General features: G+C 43.5%; 23 protein-coding genes and 1 pseudogene. 5 read left to right on the top strand and 19 right to left on the bottom strand.

Annotated elements, in window-relative coordinates; genetic code table 11:
* Positions 1–86 precede the first annotated feature (86 nt).
* The gene (locus tag J5O05_RS15850; protein WP_208842884.1) at positions 87–338 is read right to left on the bottom strand and encodes a DUF2798 domain-containing protein; all 252 of its coding nucleotides are present in this window, start codon (positions 336–338) and stop codon (positions 87–89) included.
* A 150-nt stretch (positions 339–488) separates the two neighbouring features.
* Between J5O05_RS15850 and J5O05_RS15845 the strand changes: the two genes are divergently transcribed.
* Complete coding sequence (locus J5O05_RS15845) at positions 489–1481, top strand: LysR family transcriptional regulator (RefSeq protein WP_244369687.1); 993 nt, start codon at positions 489–491, stop codon at positions 1479–1481.
* Between the two features lie 10 nt (positions 1482–1491).
* Here J5O05_RS15845 and J5O05_RS15840 read toward each other — a convergent pair whose 3' ends face one another.
* From J5O05_RS15840 to J5O05_RS15800, 9 genes are all read right to left on the bottom strand, one after another.
* Positions 1492–2898, bottom strand: coding sequence for a YHYH protein (locus J5O05_RS15840; protein ID WP_208842883.1), 1407 nt, complete (start codon positions 2896–2898; stop codon positions 1492–1494).
* 612 nt (positions 2899–3510) lie between these two features.
* The gene (locus J5O05_RS15835; protein ID WP_208842882.1) at positions 3511–4278 is read right to left on the bottom strand and encodes a hypothetical protein; all 768 of its coding nucleotides are present in this window, start codon (positions 4276–4278) and stop codon (positions 3511–3513) included.
* 154 nt (positions 4279–4432) lie between these two features.
* A complete protein-coding gene (locus J5O05_RS15830; RefSeq protein WP_208842881.1) occupies positions 4433–4885 on the bottom strand; it encodes a nuclear transport factor 2 family protein in 453 nt (150 codons plus the stop codon).
* A 259-nt stretch (positions 4886–5144) separates the two neighbouring features.
* Positions 5145–7337 (bottom strand): OsmC domain/YcaO domain-containing protein, encoded by a 2193-nt coding sequence (locus tag J5O05_RS15825; protein WP_208842880.1) that lies wholly within the window; start codon positions 7335–7337, stop codon positions 5145–5147.
* A 273-nt stretch (positions 7338–7610) separates the two neighbouring features.
* Positions 7611–8852 carry a hypothetical protein gene (locus J5O05_RS15820; protein WP_208842879.1) on the bottom strand — a complete coding sequence of 414 codons (1242 nt, stop codon included), beginning with the start codon at positions 8850–8852 and terminating at the stop codon, positions 7611–7613.
* Positions 8821–9864 carry a hypothetical protein gene (locus tag J5O05_RS15815; RefSeq protein WP_208842878.1) on the bottom strand — a complete coding sequence of 348 codons (1044 nt, stop codon included), beginning with the start codon at positions 9862–9864 and terminating at the stop codon, positions 8821–8823. The genes J5O05_RS15820 and J5O05_RS15815 overlap by 32 nt, the downstream gene beginning before the upstream one ends.
* Positions 9865–10012: 148 nt before the next feature.
* Positions 10013–10687: a DUF5690 family protein gene (locus J5O05_RS22585; protein ID WP_280117666.1), complete on the bottom strand. Its 675-nt coding sequence runs from the start codon at positions 10685–10687 to the stop codon at positions 10013–10015.
* Positions 10593–11324 (bottom strand): DUF5690 family protein, encoded by a 732-nt coding sequence (locus tag J5O05_RS22580; RefSeq protein ID WP_208842876.1) that lies wholly within the window; start codon positions 11322–11324, stop codon positions 10593–10595. Before J5O05_RS22580 ends, J5O05_RS22585 begins: the two co-directional genes overlap by 95 nt.
* Before the next feature lie 319 nt (positions 11325–11643).
* The gene (locus tag J5O05_RS15800) at positions 11644–12357 is read right to left on the bottom strand and encodes a GntR family transcriptional regulator (RefSeq protein WP_208842875.1); all 714 of its coding nucleotides are present in this window, start codon (positions 12355–12357) and stop codon (positions 11644–11646) included.
* A gap of 206 nt (positions 12358–12563) precedes the next feature.
* Between J5O05_RS15800 and J5O05_RS15795 the strand changes: the two genes are divergently transcribed.
* From J5O05_RS15795 to J5O05_RS15780, 4 genes and pseudogenes are all read left to right on the top strand, one after another.
* Positions 12564–14921, top strand: coding sequence for a TonB-dependent receptor (locus J5O05_RS15795; protein WP_208842874.1), 2358 nt, complete (start codon positions 12564–12566; stop codon positions 14919–14921).
* A 97-nt stretch (positions 14922–15018) separates the two neighbouring features.
* On the top strand, positions 15019–16140 hold the full coding sequence (locus J5O05_RS15790) for an alkaline phosphatase family protein (protein WP_208842873.1): 1122 nt from the start codon (positions 15019–15021) through the stop codon (positions 16138–16140).
* Positions 16137–17178, top strand: a pseudogene (locus J5O05_RS15785) (alkaline phosphatase D family protein). The gene J5O05_RS15790 and the pseudogene J5O05_RS15785 overlap by 4 nt, the downstream one beginning before the upstream one ends.
* An 11-nt stretch (positions 17179–17189) precedes the next feature.
* Positions 17190–18794, top strand: a complete 1605-nt coding sequence (locus J5O05_RS15780) for an alkaline phosphatase (protein ID WP_208842872.1) — start codon at positions 17190–17192, stop codon at positions 18792–18794.
* A gap of 76 nt (positions 18795–18870) precedes the next feature.
* Here the strand turns inward: J5O05_RS15780 and J5O05_RS15775 are convergent, their stop codons facing one another.
* The 9 genes from J5O05_RS15775 to J5O05_RS15740 all read right to left on the bottom strand — a co-directional run bounded on the left by J5O05_RS15775 (position 18871) and on the right by J5O05_RS15740 (position 25707).
* Complete coding sequence (locus J5O05_RS15775; RefSeq protein ID WP_208842871.1) at positions 18871–19230, bottom strand: GFA family protein; 360 nt, start codon at positions 19228–19230, stop codon at positions 18871–18873.
* A gap of 139 nt (positions 19231–19369) precedes the next feature.
* Positions 19370–19759, bottom strand: a complete 390-nt coding sequence (locus tag J5O05_RS22000; protein WP_244369685.1) for an esterase-like activity of phytase family protein — start codon at positions 19757–19759, stop codon at positions 19370–19372.
* Positions 19692–20966: an esterase-like activity of phytase family protein gene (locus J5O05_RS15770; RefSeq protein ID WP_244369683.1), complete on the bottom strand. Its 1275-nt coding sequence runs from the start codon at positions 20964–20966 to the stop codon at positions 19692–19694. The genes J5O05_RS22000 and J5O05_RS15770 overlap by 68 nt, the downstream gene beginning before the upstream one ends.
* 126 nt (positions 20967–21092) lie before the next feature.
* Positions 21093–21407, bottom strand: coding sequence for a cupin domain-containing protein (locus tag J5O05_RS15765; protein ID WP_208842870.1), 315 nt, complete (start codon positions 21405–21407; stop codon positions 21093–21095).
* Between the two features lie 54 nt (positions 21408–21461).
* Positions 21462–22205: a subclass B1 metallo-beta-lactamase gene (bla, locus tag J5O05_RS15760; protein ID WP_208842869.1), complete on the bottom strand. Its 744-nt coding sequence runs from the start codon at positions 22203–22205 to the stop codon at positions 21462–21464.
* A 104-nt stretch (positions 22206–22309) separates the two neighbouring features.
* Positions 22310–23647 (bottom strand): N-succinylarginine dihydrolase, encoded by a 1338-nt coding sequence (gene astB / locus J5O05_RS15755; protein WP_208842868.1) that lies wholly within the window; start codon positions 23645–23647, stop codon positions 22310–22312.
* A gap of 384 nt (positions 23648–24031) precedes the next feature.
* Positions 24032–24376 carry a hypothetical protein gene (locus J5O05_RS15750; protein WP_208842867.1) on the bottom strand — a complete coding sequence of 115 codons (345 nt, stop codon included), beginning with the start codon at positions 24374–24376 and terminating at the stop codon, positions 24032–24034.
* A gap of 25 nt (positions 24377–24401) precedes the next feature.
* Positions 24402–25148 carry an alpha/beta hydrolase gene (locus J5O05_RS15745; RefSeq protein WP_208842866.1) on the bottom strand — a complete coding sequence of 249 codons (747 nt, stop codon included), beginning with the start codon at positions 25146–25148 and terminating at the stop codon, positions 24402–24404.
* 91 nt (positions 25149–25239) lie between these two features.
* Positions 25240–25707, bottom strand: a complete 468-nt coding sequence (locus J5O05_RS15740) for a GNAT family N-acetyltransferase (RefSeq protein WP_244369681.1) — start codon at positions 25705–25707, stop codon at positions 25240–25242.
* Positions 25708–25762 lie beyond the last annotated feature (55 nt).

Below are 25762 nucleotides of genomic sequence, written 5' to 3'. Positions count from 1 at the left end.
AAATGCAAAAACCCCGTGTTAAACGAGGTCATAACATGAGAAAAAGTAAAAGAAAGCAATCCCTTGCCTTCATAGGTAAGAATTCGTTACTCGGAGGCTTCCAACGTTTTAGGCTCATCCGTTAATAGCCAAGCGGCTAATCGACGAACCATCGGCCCAACTATAAGGATTGTGGGAAATGCAACAACAAATGCACCAGCCCATGCTCGAAGCCAAATGGTTAAAAGATGGTTCACGAATCCGGCATTCATAACCGTGATTACAAATGACATGATGCATGACATAAACAAAGCCATTAGAAAAGGGAATAATAGATTCTCGTACTTTCTAGGGATCATCGTCTTTCCTTCTTCAAGTTGAGACTGGTTTGGTCTCAGTATTTACTGATACGCAATTATGACCAAGTTCGAAAAATAAAAAAAATGATTTGTTGATATAGCATTCATCATATATTTTTATATATTGAATGAGGTGAGAGGATAATCGTGATGCGAACACAAGATTTGAACTTATTGATGGTATTTGATGCCATCATGACTGAAGGCTCGATAACTCGGGCTGCCAATCGCTTAGCCATGACGCAACCAGCCGTCTCTAATGCGTTATCGCGCATGCGTGTCGCTTGGAAAGACGAGTTATTTGTAAAAGATGGCCGAGGTGTTCAACCCACTGCGTACGCTCGCAACTTGTGGACTCAGATCCGCGATCCATTGCGTTTACTCGAAGAAGCCGTTGACCCAGAACAGTTCGATCCTGCTACAGCTAAGCGTACTTTCCGTGTTGTCGTGTCAGACATAATGGTGAACATCATTTGGGCACCGCTTCGCAAACACCTTGAACAGCACGCACCCAATGTGAACGTCTACGCGATTCCAAACACCATCATAAACAATGAGTCAGTGCTTCACGATGCAGAAGTCGATTTAGTGTGCGGTACGCCCATGGTGGTTGACACCGTGCTTCGCTCAGAGTTTCTATTTAACCCTCGTTATGTGTGTGTAATGCGCCCAGAACACCCCTTAGCCACACCGTCTCTCAGTCTTGATGCGTTTTTAAGTGCCGACCATGTGTTGGTTTCTATGTCTGGCGATACGACTGGTCTGACTGATGTCGCTTTGTTGCAAATGGGTTTGCAACGCCGTGTTGCAATGACAGTCAACCATTTTTCAGCCGTTGCGCCTTTAGTGAAATCTTCAGATTTGATAAGTGTTGTTCCTTCAATGGCTGTCGACAGGGAGATCTTTAATGGTGAACTGGCGGTATATGAAACGCCCGTCAATATGCAATACAATCAGATTGGGATGCTTTGGCACAAACGACAGGACAACGATCAAGGGCTTATTTGGTTAAGACGCCTCATCGGTGACATTGTGAAAGACAGTGCGAATGACCACTTCTCTCGTTTGGAAAAATGCTGCCGCAAAGGAAATTGCCCGTCGAGACCGGGCAATTCAGCGGCTTATTTAACTGAAGTTAGTTAACTACAATGGACTAGTGCGAATGTGTTTCACCGTTTTCATGGGTATGCACATTGGCCTCCTCATGCGAGTGAGAGCGTCGAGCCAATTGAGGAGTCGCTGAAAACGAGGTGTCTATAGTGCCTTTGAAACAATTCAGTACCCACGGGTATTGGTCTGTAACGTAATAACCATATACGCCGTTTCGTGTCATCCCATTACATTCGTCGAGATCGCCAAGTCCAGCCTGATAGGCCCAATCACCGCGAAATTGTCCGTCATAACGGTTGCTCGCAATTGAACCTTGCCCTGCGACCGGAGTCTGATAGCCACTGACACTTTGCCTTATGCCACCGTTATCTTTGAGTGCGTAGCTGCTGACCACTTTTCGAATGTCTCCACTTTGCGGATCTATGATGCAGCTACCAAAAAGTGGAAATCCGTCTGCAGCAAACCCAATAACACCGGACTCCTTACCATTACAGTCTTGATTAAACAGCGCCATTGGGTTGCCATGATAATGATATTCGCCCGACGGTTGGACATGAGCATGATGCTCATCCGTGCCAAATTGATTTAGAGAAGACATGGGATCATAGCGCCATGGATTAGCATTTTGATTTGGTCCACAACCAATTTTTTCCTCTCCTAAAGGCTCATTTCCAACGCCATAACAGGCTGCAGCAAGTAAGTCGACGGTTACGCCATTGAGTAAAATAGCCTCGGTCGTACCGAGTGACAATGCCGTGGATGACGCCGCCATACTCGGCTGCACCGCTACTTTGAAAGTCATGGATTGTTCACTCACATTGGTCGCAAATGCGGCAGATTGGTCGTTAAAATCGTGGTTGGGAATCGCGTTTGAATTGAACACACAATAAGTTGTGTTCTCTATAATTTCTACGTCACCAACAAATGCCGCATTGCGCTTAATGTCTGTCGCACTCGCGTAAAACTGGCCAATGTAATTTCGACAATCATTGGAGCGATTTTCAAAAATTCGATTGGTAATGTCCATCGAATCACTGCTTGCCGTTATTATCACAAAATCTTTTTCTGATTGAGTGCCATTGACGGTCACTTGCAATCCAATTTCATAGGCCCCTGGGCTGTCTACCGCAAGTGTAGCCTGTTGTGCTGTCGCCTGCTGGATAGCGGCATTACTCGTGTCAGGTTTATTCTCTAACGTCCAAAGGTAACTTACGCTATCGCCCGTTTGCGCATTGCTACTGGCAGTTAACGTTGCCGTTTCACCAACGTTAACTTGAATATCCATCCCCGCATTTGCCACAGGCGTTGTAGGTGTACTCGGCGTTGAAGGCTCTGTTACAACAGGTGTAGCAACGTCATTGGATGTTGAGCTACTGGTGCCACCACAGCCATTTAATAAAATACTACTGATTGCCATCACCAGCAGCTGAAGTTGGAAGTGAGTTTTCATTTTGCGACCCTTTAACGAATTAACTGAACTACATTAGTTATATCTCGTTTTTGGACATAAAGTGTGCAAACAATGTGCATTTACGCTGCTTTACATTTTCAGACGTTTCTATGCTTTTATAATGTTCAATTGCATCAAAACTCATTTGTAGCAAGCAACACTATATCGCGGCTTCTTGAGTACCGCTTTCCTAAAATCAGAGTACTACCTCGAACATCTTGAAGCCAAACACCAGGTTTTATTGAATCCACTATTTCTCGTTTATCGTCGTAAACACGAATAATCAGCCCTTGTTTTGTTGAAATAAAGAGGCTCGAACTATCGATTCTAAGCCCATTAGCCAAGCCATTAGAGTTTACCAAGATGCGTTAAACGAAAATCCGGAGTCTCCCCAACTTTGGGCTGAGATTGCACAAATGTATGAAATGAATGACCAAAAATCCTTGGCTATTCGCAGTTATCAAGAAACGATACAACGCCTTACCGTTACCGATAAAAAACGTTTTGTCTATGAGGCTAAAGTGGAAGCATTACAAAGATAGTCTTGTTATTAAAAGACAACGCTCGGCCAACAAGGGCCGAGCGGCAGACTCGGTGAATCACATTAGAGAGTTAAGCTTGAATAATACGGATCAATGCGGCAAACGCGATTTCCAGTTCTTCAAAGGATTCCCCAGTGACCTCTTTTATGTCTGCACCGTGATAAATTTTCAAATAGGTATCAAAGCCAAAGCGCTCAATTAAAAACTGAGTAAACGCCCCTTCTTGGGCATAAGCAAGGTGGCGACCTAAGCCCGACTCCGATTTATTACGTACTTTTTCACAATCAGCCAGTGGTACTAGCCCTTTATTTTTCAAGGCTTTTTCAGCGACGACCTGATAAAGGTCGCGCCCAAAGTCAGGATATTCTTGTGATTCTCCAAAACGGTGCTGTAAAAATACAGCCAGCCCATCATCATAGAAACGATGGCCTTTACCTTCCTCTTCCCCTTGGCGATACGAGCTGACGGCGTAGACATGTGTCAATTCATGAATAACGGCTAATCCAGTCCGTTCGGCGTTATTTTGATCATTTCCAAAAGCAGCCAGTACGCGCTTTTCTGGAATATAGATCTGATTTTTAGCTTGATAAGGTATATACTCCTTTTTTGAAATGTTCGCAATCAATCGCTCTTTAATGGGTGTCCCTTTGTATTCAACTGATTGAGTTAGGTAAGCGAGCACAACTTGTCTGTTATTTTCAACGCGTTGCGAGAATTTCTTGACGATTTCAAGAGGCACATTGTCATCGTATTGAACAGTAAAATGTTCTGTTTCATACGTTGCAGCCAGCAGACTGGTAGACCAGACACAGAAGAAAAGACTAAATAGTTTTTTCAAAACTCTTTTTCCTTGTTGTTTATTATTATTGAACAAATATAAAGTGAGGAATAACGTATAACCACTTGATATTATTTAAATAAAACTAACATAAACACAAAAAAGGAACAAGGTTTAAATTAACCAATATTGAGGTTACGTCATTAATATTGACCTACTCGCCTACCATAATTTTCTTTGGCGTATAGTTAATCCAGTCCTCTTGTAAAACGATTTTTCCAGATGCGTTAAATTCTTGCCAAATTACAAATTCCCATGGACCCATCGTCTTTCCATTGAAAGAAAACACGTTAAATGTCCCTTTTGTCACCACGCTGTGCTGGTTGATCATTTGCTGGGTGATAGTAAGCGTTGGTTGGCTATCAAGGGTTGAAAACTGCCCCGAAGACCAGTCAAAAAACGACGCAATTTGCGCCTTATTTTTCGCAACATAGCCATAAACAACATCTTTCAATGTTGCCTCTTCGGCATAGAATGCCATAAACGTTTCAAAGTCTGTTCTTTTCGCATACGTTGAGAAATACGCATCTACCGTAGATTGAAGCGAGTCATTTGCACTTACAGACGTGCACAACATCACCAGTATCAAGCCTAAAAACCGTTTCATAGAAATCTCATCCCTCCTAAGAGTCTATTTAATATAATGAAAAATGCATTCAAGATACATGCAAATACGACACACTTTACAGACCGCTGTCGATTTGGATAGGTGACGAATGTCCGATTAAATCACACTTCAATGGGGGTCACTAAACATCAGTACCTGAGGCATATAACGAAAGGAAGTTTGGGGATAAGTAGGGTTTAAAACAATGAAGGGAAAAGAAAGCCAAGGCATTCGCCTTAGCTTTCTTTTTGTTCAAGCGTTACGATTTTTTCGCAGCGATCGCTGCACGCGCTTTGTGAAGTTTTTGATAGCTTTCGATTAGGCGTAAATGGCGGTCTAATCCCTCTAATTTCATACTTGTTGGCGTCAAACCATAGAATCGTACGTCACCATTGATAGAACCGATAACCGCGTCCATTACTTCCTTGCCGAACATCCGCGTGAAGTTGTGAATGTAATCTTGCATTTCGAGTTCATCTTCATCCAACGCGATTTCCAATGTTGCATGCATCGCTTGATAGAACAAATTACGTGCTACTGTATTACTATTGAACTGCAAATAGGCTTCGACTAATTCATGCGCTTCTTCGATTTCACCAAGTGCAAGATAAATCAGAATCTTAAGTTCAATAATGGTCAGTTGACCCCACACCGTATTTTCATCGAACTCAATACCAATAAGTGTGATGATGTCAATGTAGTTGTCGAGCTGGCTCTCTTCTAAACGTTCAACAAGCGCAACAAGTTGCTCTTCGTCTAACGAATGCAGGTTTAAAATATCTTCGCGGTACGCCAAGGCTTTATTGGTGTTGTCCCAAACTAGGTCTTCAACTGGATACACTTCTGAATAATCCGGTACAAGAATACGACAAGCGCAGCCTAAGTCCGTAAATTCAGCAATGTACGCCTCTTTCCCCATCGATTCTAAGATAGCAAACAAACGCTCGCACTCTTGTTCATTGGTGCCCGAGAAATCCCATTCTACGAAGTCATAATCTTTCTTCGCGCTGAAGAAACGCCACGAGATCACACCGGTTGAATCGATAAAGTGCTCAACAAAGTTCTCTGGCTCTTGAACTGCCATACTATTAAAGGTTGGCTTCGGTACATCATTTAAGCCTTCGAAACTGCGACCCTGCAACAGTTCGGTTAAACTGCGCTCGAGTGCCACTTCAAGACTTGGATGCGCTCCAAATGAGGCAAACACGCCGCCTGTTTTCGGGTTCATGAGTGTCACGCACATAACGGGGAATTGACCGCCAAGTGATGCATCTTTAACGACTACAGGGAAGCCTTGCTCTTCAAGTCCCTTGATACCCGCAACAACTTTTGGAAACTTCGCAAGAACGTCTTGCGGTACATCCGGTAACACAATTTCTTGTTCAATAATTTGGCGTTTAACAGCGCGTTCAAAGATTTCAGACAGACACTGTACCTTCGCTTCAAACAGATTGTTTCCCGCGCTCATGCCATTACTTAAGAACAAGTTTTCAATTAAGTTTGATGGGAAATACACCGTTTCACCGTCTGAGTGACGTTTAAACGGCAAAGCGCAAATTCCACGCTCAGCATTACCTGAATTCGTATCAATCAAATGTGAACCACATAACTCGCCGTCTGGGTTGTATATCTCTAAACAATATTCATCCAAAATGCCTTCTGGTAATTCATCCTCTTCGTTTAGTTTGAACCACTGCTCATTTGGATAATGCACGAAATCTGCATTGGCAATTTCTTCACCAAAGAACTGATCATTGTAGAAGAAGTTACAATTCAAACGTTCAATAAACTCGCCCAGTGCAGAACACAACGCACTTTCTTTCGTCGCACCTTTACCGTTAGTAAAACACATTGGAGACGCTGCATCTCGAATATGCAAAGACCAAACGTTTGGCACAATGTTACGCCAAGATGAAATCTCGATTTTCATGCCTAAGTCTTCAAGGATTGAAGTCATGTTGGCAATCGTTTGTTCAAGTGGCAGATCTTTACCTAGAATAAACGTATTCGCGTCATCATTAGGATGTACCATGAGCATTGCTTGAGCATCTTCATCCAAGTTTTCAACGACTTCGATTTGGAACTCTGGCCCATTTTGCACTACACGCTTAACCGTACAACGGTCGATTGAACGCACAATTCCTTCACGGTCTTTTTCCGAAATACTCTCAGGTAATTCAACTTGGATCTTAAAGATTTGGTTGTAGCGGTTTTCAGGATCGACGATGTTGTTTTGCGACAAGCGGATCCCATCGGTTGGGATCTCACGCGCATTACAATATACTTTTACGAAGTACGCAGCACACAGCGCAGACGAAGCTAGAAAATAATCGAATGGACCTGGCGCAGAGCCATCGCCTTTATATCGAATTGGTTGGTCAGCAATAACCGTAAAATCATCAAACTTGGCTTCTAAGCGCAAGTTATCAAGAAAATTAACTTTAATTTCCATGGAATGTGTCCCGACTTGGTCAGTTTAGGCCAGCAAGAGATCGTTACAATCAAACTCGATGCCGAATGCATGCTGGTTAGATGTTCTCAATAGTAGCAATTATCCAGTTTTTTGGGGCATTAGTCTTGGACTATTTCGAATTCTTTGCTTGGCCAATCGATATTTGCGCTACTCGAACATACGATTAAAAAGGAAGGTTTGTCAGAAAAGCAGAAAATGCCTGCTTTAATGGGAGTGGCCTCGTTGTTAACCCCGAGGCCAAAACAGCAGTTGTTATCTTCTAAACAACACAAATTCTTTCGGCACACCGTCTTGGGTGTACTCAACTTTTAAACTGCGTTCAATAAGGTTATAAACACGCTCGTCTTGTTTCGCGATATTAAGCAGCAAATGACCAAAAAAGCGCACATAGAAACCGTGCTCGCCCATGTCGTCAAAAAGACGGTAAGCTTTTACTAAGACTTCTTTTTTGCCGTTCAATGCGACAGCTTGATTAATTAGCGCAAAACCTTCAATTAAATGCTCAACATCAATTCGGATACTCGGATGCGTTTGGCAAACGTGAGCAATAAGAGAATGGCTTCCTTTTTTTCTCCAATCCTTTTCTTTTTTCCCTGCGTCTGAATAGCCGTATTTTCTAAGTAGTCTACTGGTGCTATCCGCAATTTCATCCGTTGTTTTTAAACTTCCTTGCAAGATAGCGTCAAAAATAGGGGCATAAAAGAAAGCACGCACACCGGTTGACCTAACTTCTTTCAATCCACTATTCAAAGGAAGCGCTACAGCCAAAGATTTAGCGATCAGCTCTGTAGGCAAAGAAGCCATCAATGGCAAAAGTTTTCGCAACCCTTCCGGTTTAACATGAAGCAATTTGATAAATTTAATATTGCTGGCGTGAACAAGATTAGTTTCAAGTTCCTGCTTCAATTCGCTTATTTGTTCAAGGCTGGCGAGATCCCAGATGATAAGGTCATCTACGATGTTTTCGATGTCGCTTGCGTCAACCGCGCCTTCTTCCAGTATATGAGCAAGGTTCAAGCTCAAGTCAAACGAATTGACCGTTATCGCTTGAAGTGCCTCATAGTCCGGCATGACTGCGTCAAACTCGATATAGAAATTGCGTTTGTTCCCACCCACTTTATCTTGGTATCCGCGTTTTGCGACCGTTGATAACTGTACTAGTCCTGATGTGTCACGGTTTTCAATATATTGAATTTTATCGAAGTCTTTACTCGATGCTTTCCATTTTGCGAAACCTAGATTAAAACCCCAAGACTGTTCAATCGTGGTGCTTTTTTGCCAAAAGAAATGCTCAATGGCAATGTCTTCACTTTGCTGCGACAGCGCTGTAATGTCTAAAATACGTCCAGAAATAGCGAGTTGATGTACATCACCAAACTTCGCTGGTTTCACAACAACCTCTAATATCGACTTGCTCGCTGACAAGCGAGCATATTCATACGCAAAACTAAGCTCGGCTTTTTCACTCGCCGCCTTTTTGAGTCTCTGAGGCAACGCTCTCTTTGACTTCTTGGACTTTGGCTTGTAATTTCTGAAGTTGTTCAACCTCATCATCAATCCCAAATCGAACAAACAACGCTTCAACAACTTGTTTGTCGCCATCCTCTAACGTCTCTAACGAAACATAATTTGCAATTGCATCAACTACAGCCTGCGGCTGTTTAAAAATGGCCTCTAACGTCTCATCCACAAGACTATTGAATTGTAGAGTTTCCTGTAATTGTGCCGTAATACCTGCACTGACATCGACACCAACACCTCGATTACTTGAGCGTTTAATACCGACACGCAGGTTGCTAGGCGTAACGGCGTCTTTGGAAAACACGACTTTAAATCCACCTTCAATCACTACATGTATTTTTGCTTTTAGTGAGGCGTCTAGTTTCAGGTTGATCACCTCACCTTCACCTAACCACTTGCTGAAAAGGCTCATTCGCTGTGCAAATATATCGCCCCAACTAAACGTCGCTTCCGCCTTTAGTGTGCCCACAGTGTCGAAAACCATCGCTTCCGCGTCAGACAAGTTTTCTAAATCACTTTGATCAAAAACAAACGGCATCACTTGAAGGTCGCTAACAATCGTTTGTCCAAGAAATTTATTCGCATCGTGTCTTTTATAGGCAGATACATAGGAGGTGACATTCGCATTGGCGCCAATCGCTAAGTCATTTATCGAATGTTGTGCAGACCCTTTCAACGTTGTTTTCACCTTGTATTTCATCCAACAAGCGTTACCATCAAATTCAATGGCAGGCGAAAGACTCGTCATATCAACCTTGCTGGGTTTAACACCGATAATGGCGTCACTGTCCGTATCATCTTTTGAGTTGAATAACTCAATAGAAAGGTCACCAGAAAGTTTCCCTTTTCCTGCAGCAAAATCAAAATTCCATGCTTCAATCGGCAAGTTTTCTTCAAAGACAGTTTGTTTGGCAAAATCACCAAGCGAGGACGTTAGGGTATTGAAAATAGCGGTAGAGGTTTGTAAATCGATTTGCTTTGTCATAATGGGCATCCTTGTTTGACCGCCTCAATTTGGCGAGCCAATGCGTGTTTGAGTAACCTAACAAGCGACTGCAAATCGCTCGAATTCCTATAGGAGCGAACAAAGACTATAACCACAAAAATGAAACAATCAAGTTACAGTTTTGCGCTTAATTAATTGCACCGGCAAGCGGTAAGGCGGGCGAATTCGAACGCTCTTCACGCTCTTTTTTGATGAAAAACAAGAGCGAACCAAGCGTCAGAACGCCCCCTACCAACCCACTAACGATGCTAAGTTGTGTCAAGAAAGTGTTCCAATTCACTTCAGAAGTTGAAACGCTTTGATACAGCATGACACCAACCGTACCCAAATAACCGAACGAGTCAGCAAGATACGTTAGAAAGCCGACATTGGCTGGTCGATTGAATGTTGCAATTAAGCGTTCAAAAAGACTGGAGGTAAACGGCACATAGGCCAAATAAAGCCCAATGCCATTTAGAACCATCCAAGTAATGGGTTCAAGCATTTGATTGGCGTAAGCCAAGGACGTACAAAAACAAAGTAAAAAACCGACCAATATCAGAGCATGGTTTACCACCATCGCCACATGATTATTACGAATAAGCTTGAGCAACGCCACGATAGCAAGCACGACAAGTGCAATTGGAATTTCCGTGTACGTAAAGAGCGCTGGCGTGCCTGACAATCCGGTTTCGAGCCAGATGTCCGCCATAAAGCTGTCTCTCAAATCACGTAGAATAGTCAGCAAAATGTAGCCAATAATTAGCAAGGTCAAACCAAAGCCTAAAGCATGCAACAGCGCTTTGCGATCTGACTTGGTCATGGAGCTCACGCTTTTTCCTATGAGCAATATCCTGCGGATTCGGTGGAGGTACTTGGCTTAACATCCAAACCGACAATCCAAGCAAAGGAAAAAACACCGTTGCGGTAGCAAATGGCATCCAATATTCCGATACCGACCAGTCTAACATCAAATAGCTGCCCACACTTTTCACCAATCCTGATGCCACGATAAAGCTGGTGCACAAACCGGCCGCTAGGACTTCTGTCACTCTACGTCCTTCTAAATAGCTAAAAACAATTCCCCAAACCATGCCAAGCGGGAGACCGTTGATAAGCATAAATACGCTGTTCCAAGGTGCAGGGATGAGTGCAAATCCTAGTAAAGCAAGCCACGCAACCGTTACAAGGAAGAGAATCGCTTTTTCACGGCCGTGACTTTGTAATTCGGAAATAATTTTAATGCCGATAAATTTGGACAACGCATAACCAAATATTTGCGACGCAAGGTACAAGGCTTTCAATGACAACCCAAAAAGAGACTCTTCTTGAAATAAACCAACTGCAATGGGCTTACGAAAACCATACATAAATGCGTACGTACTGCATGCTGCAATAATCGTATAAATACAAAACAACACACTATTTCGGCTGAGATAAGATTGGAGTTGAAAATTCATGCACGTCACTTCGATGAAATAGGCATTTAGACGGATTTGGTATGGACCAATACGTCATCTTTACTTCATCAAAAGTGTACTGAAAAATTATTGCAGTTGTTTTACAAGCCAATCCACTCACCTTTAAGGGACGCCTCGCATTCGTCAGTCGGGCAATACAGTGAGCATGGAAAAAGAGGTATAACGTAAATAACAACCGTGCTAAAACGGCTTAGCCTAGCTCATTAGGCTATCAATATAAGTAGTAGAGTAAACTAAAGGACTGACCTTGATTACGTTGGTTCCAAGGTAACGCCATACTAAGTAGCAACCACACGCATTAAAAGTTGAGTTTGGTTTTGTTCTCAATCATAAGCGCATCGTGTCGCCAAAATTCACGATCATACTCAAAAGGCACTCCGTCTTTATCACGCACAATACGCGTGACTTTCAAGCCTAAAGCGCCATCGTAGGTATCAAGATGCTGCGCAATTGGGTTAAACAAACAACAAGATTCTACGCTGATATCATAGAACACGTCATGATGGTGATAATGGTTTTTTAATAATAAGGTGATAGACAGCGACAGATCATGTTTATCAATATCAGGTAATAATTTGTTTGAGAAATTAAGATCTTCAACCACAACCGCCCGCCCATCAACAGAGCGAACACGTAAAATACTGGTGATGCTTTGTCGCCCGTCTAGCTCCAGTGCCGCGCCAATTTCTTTTGTAGGCTTTTGTTTTCGCTGCTCAATCAATTCCGTTGAAGGCTGAAAACCTTGTGCGGTGGTGTAATGCAAAAAAGAAACGTGCTGCATGGGGTCATATTTAAGTTTTCGTGGGCATACGTACCACCCGCTGCGATTCTTGCGATAAATTAACCCCATGTTTTCAAGCTGACCAAGAGCCTGTCTAAGCGTTGACCTTGCAACATTAAACTCGGCACACAGCTCACGTTCAGCAGGCAAACTCCCTGACATGGTTTGCTCCACAATTTTTTGTGTTATCGCTTCTCGAACTTGAGCATAGGCATAGTTTGGGGTGGTCATTACTCTTTTAACTTTTCATCGTAAATCATCGACGTGATATGTAAGCACAAAAAGATTAGAGCAACAACTCCAGCCCAAAAATAAAATTTTTGGTATGTACCAAAAAATTAAATTATACATATTTCTGTAAACTCTCTGTAATAAGACGTGATTAGTATTTGTCCCGCTTTCTACTTTGGTATGTACCAATTCGTTACGAGGATAAAATGAAAACACGTACTCTCTCTGCGCTCTCTAGACCTAATTTACTTGCTTTAGCCATTGCGGCAACCTTTACAACGCACGCGTTTGCTGAAGAAACAACAACAAAAACGACGGACAAAGAAATCGAAGAAGTCGTTGCCGTTGGCAAAAGCGTGTCTTATGCAAACAACGCGACGTCTGAAGAAATGTTCAAGCAACAATCTTCAATGACAAGTGCGCTTGCCGTTATTGATAACCTTCCTGGTGTTTTGGTTAACGAAGGTGACACATTTGGTTCAGACGATTGGTCAACGACGGTGTCTATTCGTGGCTTCCAGTTGAGCTTGGATGAACAGCAAGTGGGTATCACGATTGATGGTATCGCGAATGGCAACTCAAACTACGGCGGTGGCGCAAAAGCGAATCGTTATATTGATACAGAAAACCTAGAAACAGTTGAAGTATCGCAAGGTACTGCGGACATCGGCTCGCGCTCTAATGAAGCACTTGGCGGTACCCTTAACTTTACAACCATTAATCCAGGTACTGAAAAAGCGATTATTACCAGCCTTTCATTAGGTAATTTTGACGCGCAAAAATATTACATGCGTATTGAAACAGGTGAACTGTTTAAAGATACCTATGGCTGGGTTAGCTACTCGAACTCAACCAACAGCGACTGGATCACAGGCACAGCAGAAAACAAACGTGACCACTTTGCTGCAAAATTCGTCAACGGCATGGACAGCAACTTTGAAGTAACGGCTTACCTATCATACGACGACGTGCATGAAGACAACTACCAACGTGTGTCGTTAGCTGATTTCAAGAAAAACCCAGAGTCAGACGGTCTTTTAGGCGAATGGACTGGTATTCCGTATGTCGACCAAGTGTACCGTCAAGGTTGGTCTACTCTTCGTGAAAACCTTTTTGGTTATGTTGAAGTTAACACCATGATTGGTGAAGTAGAGCTAAAAGCGAATGCTTACTTCCACAATAACGAAGGCCGTGGTGACTGGGTACCACCGTACTTAGTCGACGTTACAAACGATGGCACGAATGGCAACAGCGAACTGATTTCAGGTAATACGGTTCATGGTGGCAGCTCACTTGGCAAAATTTTCTTCGTTGATGCGGATGGTAAAGCACTTGCACCAAATGCGGGTTGCCAAAGTGCTATCACCTTCCCTTACGGCGGAGCTGGTGCTGAATACGACCCTGCATGTTACGAAAATGGCGCAATCCCAGTGGGTTCTTACCGTCATACACACTATGAAAAAGACCGCTACGGGATCAATGCGGATTTAACATGGGAAAAGAAAATCGGCGAAGACACAAACGTCGTTCGCGCGGGTTTCTGGTATGAAGATTACGAGCGTTCAGAGCACCGTGATTGGCATAAGATTCTCGACTCTAAGAGCAGCTACGAGTTTGACCATACTCCATACTGGGTACAATACGACCGTACATACCCTGTAGAAACGATGATGGCTTACCTTGAAGATTCTTATGAAATGGAGTCGTTGACACTCCGTGCTGGCGTGAAGCAATACTTCGTTGACCTAGAAAGCAAAGACCATTACAGCAATGCATCAAAATCGGTTAACTCAGATTCTGATTTGTTGTTCTCAGCAGGTGCGGTGTGGTTTACGCCTGTTGAAGGCTTAGAAGTATTCGCCGGCTATGCAGAAAACTTCGCCGCAATTAAAGACCAAGTGCTTGAAGCAGACTCATCAGCACTTAGCAACGTTGAGCCAGAAACGGCTGAAAACAAAGACTTTGGTGTTCGCTTTAACAACGCGACGGTAAGCGCAAGTGTTACCGTGTACAGCATCGATTTCGAAAACCGTTTAACGTTCATCGCGCCAGGCTCACAAACTGGCAACGATTATCTTGTTGGAACAAACGGCAGCTATGTCAACACAGGTGGTATTAAATCGTCAGGTGTTGAAGCGGCTGTAACGTACTACCCTACGAATGAGTTCTCAATCTATGCTTCATACACCAGCAACGATTCAGAATACTCAACAGGCACTATCGGCTACGCCGCAGGTAACACGGTATTTGGCTCTGTAGAGAAAATGGGCGTGCTTTCACTTGATTGGCAATCAGAACAATATTCGGCTGGTGTTTCAACAAAATGGCTAGGTGACCGTTGGATGGACCCACAAAACACTATTCGTATCGATGGTTATGCTGTGAGCGACTTGTACGTTGGTGTTGACCTGAAAGATTTAGGTGCAGCATTTGACGGTGCAAGCATTCGTTTCACTGTAAACAACCTGTTCGACAAGAGCTACATGGGTGGCGTTGCCGGTGGCTGGGGTGGCTGGATTGGCGCTCCTCGCACAGCGGCTATCAACTTCCAAGCTCGCTTCTAACCAGAAAGTTTGGGGCAATGGATGCCCCTTCTGCCCACACTAAGAGTCTGACTTCCCTGAGTCGGACTTTTTTCATAAACGAGTAAGAGGAATAACGATGAGAACGCTTTGTGCCCTTTTATTAACTGGCTTTTCTACCCTTTGTAGTGCTGCTCCAAACGTGGTTTTAGTGACAATTGATGGACTTCGCTGGCAAGAAGTCTTTCGTGGCGCTGATGAAACCTTGCTATCCCATAAAGAATCCGTTAAGCATCCTGAACAATTAAAAACCGAGTTCTGGGCTGACAAACCAACAGAACGACGTGAAAAATTGATGCCATTCCTTTGGCAAACAGTGTCAAAACAAGGCGTGTTAATTGGCGATCGGGATACTGACTCACGTATGTCCGTTTCGAACAATTGGTACTTTTCGTACCCCGGCTACAATGAAATTTTAACCGGTAAAGCCGACCCTAAAATTGATAGTAATGCGCTGAAAAACAATCCCAATATCACATTTTTAGAATGGCTTAATCATAAACCACGCTACGAACAGAAACTCGCGGCATTTGGTAGTTGGGATGCCTTTCCCTTCATTTATAACGAATCTCGTTCGGGTTTATACGTCAACGCAAATGGTGACCGTTACGACATTCAACCTCAGTCTGAGAAAATGGCTATTTTGAATACGTTGCAGACTATTACACCAAGCCCTTGGCAAGAAGTTCGCCAAGACAGTTTTACACATCTGTTTGCACTTGATTATCTCACTCACATTCAGCCAAAAACCTTAGTCATCTCGTACGGTGAAACAGACGATTTTGCGCATGAAGGTCATTATGATCGATATTTACGTGCTGCAAAACGCACTGATGCTTACCTTGCGCAACTTTGGCAAACCATCCAAACGACACCCGGCTATCGCAATAACACGGTCATGATTGTGGTAACCGATCACGGCCGAGGTCAACGCCTTGAAGACTGGCAGCACCACGCTTCAAAGCAAGCGGTGCTCGGTTATATGAAAAACTTAGATACTTTTCCTGAAGGAATTGTAGGGGCTAACGAAATTTGGATGGCCGCCATTGGACCTCAAATCAAGCCGCTTGGCGTAATGAAAACGCAAAGTGAAATTAAACAAAACCAAATCGCGGCAACTGTATTGACGTTGCTTGGCGAAGATTATCAAACGTTTGATAACACCATTGGCAAACCAATTAATGAGATAGTGGCAAAATGAAAAAATCCCTATTAGCACTTAGTGCGTTATTGCTGACACAAGTTGGCCACGCAAAAACGCTCGATCATATTTTGTTTGGTTCATGCAGCCATCAAGACAAACCTATGCCAATATTCGACGCCATCAATAAAGATAATGCCGACTTGTTTATCTTTCTGGGCGATAACGTGTATGGCGACACAGAAAATATGGATGAATTACGCGATAAGTATCGTCGCCTCGCAGCAAAAAAAGGCTTCCAAGAACTCTCCGCTAAAGTACCTACGATTGCAATTTGGGACGACCATGATTTCGGCGAGAATGACGCAGGCCGCGAATATCCATTCAAAGAAACATCTAGAGAAATCATGCTGGATTTTTGGAATGAACCACAAGGCAGCGAGCGCAGAACACGCGACAGCGGCATTTATACATCCTATTTTTATGGTGAAAATGAACAAACTGTACAAGTGATCATGCCGGATCTGCGCTGGAATCGCCCAGCACTTAATTCAATCGGCGAATGGGGTTATTGGCTGCAAAGTTTCTTTAATAACAAAGGACCTTATCGTGAAGCAGACGCACAAACTTCCATGCTCGGTGAGGCGCAGTGGCAGTGGCTTGAGCAAGAGCTATTGAAACCAGCCAAAGTCAAAATCATCGCATCAAGTTTACAACTGATCCCTGAATTTACGGGATGGGAGAGTTGGGCCAATTTCCCCTATGATCGAAAACGCCTGTTTGATTTCATCGCGAAACATAAAATTGGGGGCGTCGTCATGATTAGTGGAGACACTCACTGGGGCGAGCTTTCTAAGTATCATATCAATAACAGCTATCCGTTTTGGGAAGTAACTAGCTCGGGTCTTACACAAGAATGGAAAGACGTGGTACTCGAACCAACATCGCGTGGGTGAGCCAATTTCAAGCGTGAATTATGGTTTCATCGACATAGACTGGGCTAAGTCTGACCCAACTATCCAGTTTGGTTTAAAAGACGTTAAAGGCACGGTCACTCATCATCAGTCTGTGTCGTTATCATCACTGCAATTTAAATAAACAGAGACACTATGAAGTTTATTAAAATGATTATGTTGGGCTATTGGGCTGCGCTTCTTTGTGCCTGCTCATCAGCCACCCCAACCCAAACAACGCAAGTTAAAACCAGCGCCAAGATTAAAAACGTGATTTTAATGATTGGCGATGGTATGGGGCCACAGCAAGTGGGGCTTTTGCAAGAGTATGCGAAGCGTGCACCACAGTCGATTTATCATGGTCAAGACAGTGCCATTGCTAAGCTCGCAAATCTTGGTGTGGTTGGCATGTCGCTGCATGGACCCGCCGATAGACTGGTGGTGGACTCTGCCTGTTCCGCAACACAACTTGCAACGGGTGAGCCTGCTGGTAATGAGATGATTGGCCTCAATCGTCAAGGCATGGCGGTACACACTATTTTGGAAAAAGCGAAGGCCAAGGGCAAAGCAACGGGATTGGTTTCAGACACCCGAATCACTCATGCGACGCCAGCAGCATTTGCTGCGCATCAAATTCATCGCTCGAAAGAGAATGACATTGCGCTTGAAATGCTAACCAACGGCCAAGTCGACGTGATGCTCTCTGGGGGGCTTAGGCATTTTTTACCGAAAGGCTACACGCTACCATCAACGCCGATCCATCACTTCGAACAAGGTTTGAAAGCAGCCGCGTTGCCGCTTGCCTCAAAACGTACCGACACGCAAAACGTGTTGTTACTCGCTGAGCAATCGGGCTATGAATTTGCCTTTAGCAAACAACAGTTAAATCAGGCAAAGTCCACTAAAGTCTTGGGACTTTTTGCAAGCAGTGCAATGGCCGATGCGATTGAAAGCAAACAAGGTGAAAAACCAAACGAACCAACGCTGTCCGACATGGCGATGCATGCGGTAAAGACGCTTTCGCAAAACGACAACGGATTCTTTTTGATGATTGAAGGTGGCCAAATCGATTGGGCTGGCCATAACAATGATGCAGGAACCTTACTCAACGAAATGGTTAAATTTGATACTGCCGTTGAAGCCGTATTAAATTGGGCTGCAAAACGTGATGACACCTTGGTTGTCGTAACGGCTGACCATGAAACAGGAGGTTTTGGCTTTAGTTACAATGCGGTTGATTTGCCCCAAGCCGAAGTGCTGGCAAATCCGAATCATGACCGCTATCAGCCTAACTTCAATTTCGGACAGCTTGAGGTACTCGATAAACTGTTTACACAATCAAAAAGCTACCAGAATATGTGGTCTGCTGCGCAGGCACTGAAAACACCATTAGCCGAGAACCTTGTCAATGTTGTTAACGCTGCCAGTGAGTTTAAAATAGCCAAAACAGATGCTGAGACAATTCTTGCGACCTCTAAAAACGCCTTTTTCAAACGCGGCCATTCGTCTCTTGGAAGTGAAACAGCAAGCACTATCAATGATTTTTCGTCGTTTTATGTTTACTTGGCTGAGCGTCCGCTAAACCTTATTGGACGCGCTCTTTCTGCACAGCAAAATATTGTGTGGTCAACCGGCACACATACTCACACCCCGGTTGGTGTCTTTACTTTTGGACCAAAGGAAGCGATTCGTCCTTTCGGTCAAATGCAAACCCATGTTGAACTCGGCAAAAAGCTGCAAACGGCACTTAATCTTGAATAAGATGGATTGTTAGGCAACCAAGATTGGTTGCCTTTTTACCTACCTATTTTAGGCAAAGTACAAGTCCAAATAGTGACTATCGAACAAACCCGCTACGGTTTGCACCATCAAAGAGTTTTACTTCAATATCATCGCAAAGCGCGGAACCGACCATACGAAAGTTTACAGCAACCTTTTGCTTTTGTGACTTATCCGTCATGGTGTAATGCGTCGTGCATCCGCAGCTTGAACAGTGATGAAAGCGGATATACATGTCGCCGTGGCAATAAGCCCCAGCAGCGGTTTTATCTTCAACATAAACATCAACTTCATGAGGCTCAAAGTAGCCCCACAGTGCGCCAATTCGATAGCAAAATGAGCAGTTACAGCTCGTCAGTTGACTCGGCCGATGATCAATACGGATTGAAATGTTTTTACAATGACAACGTGCTTCCATGATAACGTTCACTCCAATGAAGGTAGTTTCTCCCTCTCCCACTTTGTGGGAACGCGACTGCTTGTTTAATTATTGGGTAAAAAGGATAAACGTCAATAACGTTCATCCTTTGCTAAGTTGTCCCGTTCGTGAATGGTCGTTAATTTGTCGACAAATCCAAACCATTGACGATGTACAAGGTGTTGCTGTCTACTCGGCTTTGCGTGTTATCTAAATATTTTTGTTCCAGAACACCGTTTGTTGACCATGTAGCGAAATCATCATCATTTAAAACGCCTAACCGCCCATCATCTATCACCCACAGCCCTTCCATTTTGTCATGTGGGTATTGAACCGTACTGACCATATCAACGATTAAATCGACTTTTTCTGCAGGTGTAATGCCAAGCGAAGCAAGTTTTGCCCATCCCGCAGAAAAATCATTTCCTACCGCACTGTTTTTTACCACTTGCTCCAGTGTTTCACCCGAAACCATCAGTCCGAGTGCCGCATCTTGCGTTATTGAAGCCCGTGTCTGTAATGCTTTCAAGGTTTGTTGCATTACTTAGGTCGATTTTATACACGTGTTTCATCGCACTAGGCGTGCTATTGAAAAATGCACCATCACGCTCAAGGACCAAAAATTGCGTCGCACTGAGTGCTTTGATGGCTGAATTCGAGTTCGAGCCTTTCTCTTGCTTATATAAATATTGTGCTTGCACACCGGTTTCGAGGTTAATGGTCACAATACGAGTAAGATCGGTTCGATTTTTACTTGGATTATCCAAGCTTGATTGCATAATCCCGACCAAGGTTTTTTCGTCAGGCGTGACTGTTAATCCTTCCATCCCACGGTTTGCCCAACGATTAGCAAATTCAGCTGGCAACTGGAAGTGGATACGCTCATCTTCTGGAAACGCATTGATACGGTCAATTTCAACGCCGTCTGCGCTGTAGTGCACAATGTGAGGACCATATTCGTCACTGACCCAAAAAGTACCATCGCTCATTGCAACAAGACCTTCTGAATCTAATCCATAGTCGTCTGTTTTGATTGGGTTAGTGAGTGCATCATACGGTTGGTTCATATCAACACGGATCACTTCGCCGTGCGCATCATAGGGAGTTTCTCCCGTGCCACCCAGAGCTGAACTATTCGGCAAGCCACTAATTGGATTGCCAGCACGGTCTTTTAAAAGAATATTTTTAACAAGGGAAATCGTGCCACCAGCATGGATTTCAAACAAACCAATTCTCGGCGTATAATCTGGGACAGGGAACATTTTTCCACTCCCCTGAGCACCAGAAAATACCGCATTTGGCCCACGATCTGTCAAGGCATAAAACTGCATTGGATTACTTGGGTGACCGTCTAAATCTGAACCATAGCCACCGTTTCGGATTTCAAACGTAGAACCTGGGATTGCACCGTTTTCTAAATCGTTACGAAGTACAGAGTACGGTAAGCTCACACCACTTGATGCAAAATTATCTGGATTACACAGATAAGAGGTTTGCGTGACTTCACTACTGTCCAGCAAGCCATTACGGTCTTTGTCTAATCCAGAATCCACTTGCACGCCACCAAGCCAGCAGTGTGTATTGCCTGCATTCAGCTTAGATTGAAGCACTAAACTACTTAGCCCATTGACGCCATCTGTACCATTTAGCCCAGCTTTACCATCACTACCGTCATTACATGCCGTTAGCAATACGGAGCTTGCTGAGAGCAACCAAATCAAATTTGTCTTTTTCATTATGTTTAACCTTGAGTCCTTGCAATAAAATCGGATCAAGATAAAACCTAAACATGACGAAATTGGTCAGAAAACGTTAAAGAACAATGACATTACTTGTTGATATGGCATTTGAAGCCATTTTACTTAGCGATAAAATATCGCCAGCCAAATTGTGATTGGGTCAACGCTCGTGGCACTGACACGATGTTTCACGTGTGCTGGAATGTTGACATAATCCCCAACGTTGAGAGTTTTTGTCGACCCATCAACAAACTCCAATGTTCCACTGCCTTGTAAAATACAAACCCACTCATGTTCGTCTTGGTCGTACCAAGAATTTTCAGGTGTCTCATGCCCTTTTGACACAATTCGTTCTATACGAATAGACTGGCTGGTGATAATTGATTCAAACACTTCTTCAGCTAAATCCGTAGGGATTGCATTAAATAAATTTCCCACTTTTACTCCTTTGCTTTTTAAACGTATGTTCGAGCTGTTTGCTTTGCGTCGGCGCTAATGTGATGTTTGGTCAGCGTGCAACTTTGCTTCAACCAGCTGTTTTGTATTTGAAATTAAAGCTGAAGTTCCGCTTTCGCCATGCCCAGGTACAACAAATTGAATATCAGGGTATGTCGCCGTAACTTTCTCAAGACTTTGATACCATGTACTCACCGTCGCGTCTTTTAAATTACCGAGACTTTTTGCCCCGTTACTGCGAATAAAACAACCCCCAAACAACATTTTTTGATTTGGGATCCAAACAACAACATTGTCTTTTGTGTGTCCGCCCCCTGGAAATAACACTTCTAAGTTGCTACCTGCGACATGTATTTCTCTTTCGGAGCGAAACTCGTGCGTGGCTTTAGGTTTGCCTTTTTGAGAAAGGATTTGATTCGTCAGACTGCTTGCATACGTTGCGATGCCATGTTCATTCAACCACGCAATGCCAGCAGTGCGATCTTCATGATAGTGTGTTGATAAAGAGGCTTTCACTTCAGCATGCTGCGCTTGAATCCAATCAACGAGTGTTTTTGTGTCTTCAACTGACCAAGGTGTATCAACAATGTAGGCCTTTTGATTTTCAATAACGACGAGACCATTTGAACCTACCACACCAAATCCAGGCACATCTTGATAAGACGTATGTTGATAGACCCCTTTACCAATAGGCTTAATGTCGAATTTTGGCATTTCGGATGCGGCAATTGCTGAAAACGTCGCACCCAGCGTAAGTGCCAAAGAAATGAATTTGTTCATGATCTGTTTATCCGCGTTGAAAACGCGCATCTTGACCTGAATCGTCTGAAACTACCATGAACAAATTATGTCTTTATTTTAGTCACATTTGGTGACTGGATACCTTAAACCTGTTGGAATGGATAGACAGATCCCAATCCTAAAATGCCGGTCAATTCATCCAATGCTGACTGACTTTCAAGCAATAAATTCGGATCCGCCAAATCGGATTCAGCAAGTCGATCACGATAGTGTTTATTTATCCAAGCAGCTAGGGTTTGGTAGCGAGATTCGTTTAACAGGCATTGGCTATTTACCGCATTCAGTTCCTCGCTTGAAAGCGCTACGCGTAATCTTAAACAAGCCGGCCCGCCACCATTTTGCATACTCTGTTTAAGATCTAGGTAAATCACTTCCTCAATCGGGTTGCTAGCTTTACACAACGAGGCCAAGTAGCGCTCTACGCCATCAATCGTCTGACATTCGCTTGGAGCAACAATCGCCATCCCACCATTTGGCAAACTCACTAATTGACTATTAAACAAATAGCTTTTCACCGCTGCATCGACACTGATATCATCGCTACTGACTTCAATTAAATGTAGCGGTCGCGATCCTTGATACTTGCGACCAATTTCCTCGATGACCTGTCTTTGTTGGTAAAATGCTTGTTCGTGGAATAAAAACATGTTTTCATTTCCGATTGCGATAACGTCATTGTGAAACACACCTTGATCTATTACATCGGGATTTTGCTGTACAAAGAGTGTATGCGCATAGTCAAGTAGATGGCTACGTGCTATCGCTTCGCTCGCCTGCTTTGTTTGCCTTGCTGGGAACACCTGCGGTTTTACGTTTGAATTCGCATCTTCTCCGTAGACAAATATCGCCAACCCTGTGTGCCCATAGCTATCGACCAAACGCGTGTAATTGGCCGCGCCTTCATCTCCAAACAGTGGATGCTGAGGTAAGCTGGGATGATGAACAAATATCTGCTCATCTGGAAAGGTTGCTTTTAAAACTAAACTGGTTGTCTTGGCTTCTATCGCTCGATGAAGTTTGTTGCTTAAATTGGCGGGAGTGAAATGGACTTTCCCATCAGACGTATCACAACTAGGCGAGACCGTTGCCGCATTGGCCGTCCACATTGATGAGGCCGAATAACAGGCCTTCAAAAGGTAAGGCTCTGTTTTGGCAACCTTATTAATCACTTGAGCGTCTGTGCCATTAAACCCGAGTGACCGCAATGTGTGCAGATCCGGGCGACAATTGGGCGCGAATACACCTTGATGCAACCCGAGTTGGGTCAAAGCCCACATTTTTTCTAAGCCTTGCAGAGCCGCTTGCTTTGGGTTTGCCACTTTGTTTGCATTCGATTTTGACGCAACATTGCCAAACGACAATCCTGCGTAGTTGTGTGTTGGATCCACTAACCCATCAAAATTGACTTCGTAATAACTCACCTTGCCCCCTTCTGGTGCATCTACTGCACCATAATAGTTCTTATGTCGGATTGGTTGCTTACGAACAAACTGCGTCTTTTATCAAAGTTTATTTAATAATATGACAGCGTTTCACAATGCTTTGATACTAGCGAACCTCATACAATTCCCGAGCATTACGTCCTATCGAACCCCGCTTTTTCTCCTGTTGCTAAAGATAGAAGGCGAAAGATAGCTCATTAGACAATTTGCACAGACTTGTATGATTCATTCCCTTTTTATGAAAATTGACCCATTTGTAATCGCAACATCAACAACCTTGAAGAACAAATGAGTCAATTCCTATGCCAGCTTTCGAATCGAGTAGAAGCGAGAGAACATAATTTTTCACGATGTTTTACTTATCTAGAATTGCCTTTCTTTTAGCGAAGTAAGGCTTGCTTGCAGCATTTCAAGGTATTTATCGTTATGTTCCTTTGCAATCGCCACCGCTTTTTCCATGTGTGTAATCGCCGCAGACCTATCGCCGTTAAGCGCCAGTGCATCGGCTTTTGATTTGTAGGCCCACTGAGAATGTGGAAACATCGTCAGATGAACATCACTCGCGACCAATGCCTTTTTCGCGTCTTTCAACTCATTCACGATATGCTGAACGGGTTGTCCGATTTCCCACTCCTGACCTTGAGCCGTCGTGCCATATTTCGCATTTAATGTTTGAAAATGTGTGATAAATCGTTGTGGGTTATTCACTACGTCGTCAAAAGAAAGCAGCCAATCAGCAAATTGAGACTCGAAATGCCCCAATTTGCGACAATAAAGGCGTCGTCATATGATCTTCATTAGGAAACTCTTGAAAAATCGCATTTGGATAGACGCCTGAAAGTTTTGCTTGGTAATTTTGATAGGCTGTTCTTTGCTTACCTTGCTCATTTGCAATACTCATATACACAAATGGCGACTTTGCTTTTGATTTGAAATCAGTACGTTTAGCTAACACTTCGTTATCCCACCACAGAGATGGGCTAAACAAATAGTAAGCATCAAACATATCGGGTTGAGACTGTAGGATATATGCGCAGAAAAGCCCTCCTAACGAGTGTCCTGCTACCATATTAAAACCAGAAACTCGGTAGTTTTTATTTATCTCTGGCATTAATTCCGACTTTAAAAATTGCGCGTAAAGATCTGCCTTTCCTGAATCACGTCCGCTGTTCTTGTCCAAAGTCGGCGTGAAATATGTAAATCGCTCTACCGTTGATATCGCCACCACGATAAGCTCTGGCATGACGCCTGTTGAATTCAGGAACGCTGAATTGGTCACAGTATGGTTTGCGTGTGTGTCTCCATCTAAGAGGTAAATAACCGGATAGGTTGTTTTATTAACCACGTCATACGACTTAGGCGTATAAACTTTAACATTAATCGATTGATTCAATCGTGCAGAGTCAATTTTTAAAATCGACTCTGCTGCTTGTGAACCAATCGATGTAATGAGTAACAGAAATGTAAGTAACAATCGCACAAAACCTCCTTGCGTTAATATAAATAGAGTCGGAAAGAGCATTTGCTCATTCTAGTTTTAACCTCATTAAGGTAGACCGTTCTGATATACATTAATGGGAAAGGTCAATGGGCTTCACGTAAACGTGTGACGTTTTAGACAAGTTAAAACCTATCGATGGGTAGAAAGCATGGGATGCATCGCGAGCCACATTTGACCTTACAAATAGCCGCGTTAAACCATGTTCTCGCCCCCATAATTCCGCAGAGTTCACAAGCGCCTCAGCAATACCTTGACGACGAAAATTTACGCCTACCACCAATCCCGTAATTTCAGCTGCAAAGCCAGACTCTAAAAACAGCCTTTTCTCAATCACTAACCAGCCACATACCGATGAGTCTGTTACCGCGACCAATACCAGATGAACGGGAGACGCGATTAACTCACGTAACCACACACGTGTATCTTCAACGCTTACTTCGTAACCTAATTCCAAAGTCAAATGCGCAATCGCATCAGTGTTGTCTAAACTTGCAGGTATCACTTCAAATTGCATTTTTTCTCCACGACCTAATCTCATTTTTATTTTCTTAACGGCGTCTTTATAAATTTCGTGACTTACAAGAAGTCGCTAA

This window comes from Pseudoalteromonas xiamenensis, assembly GCF_017638925.1.
Taxonomy (GTDB): Bacteria; Pseudomonadota; Gammaproteobacteria; order Enterobacterales; family Alteromonadaceae; genus Pseudoalteromonas; species Pseudoalteromonas xiamenensis.
This window is presented reverse-complemented; position numbering and strand designations above follow the sequence as displayed.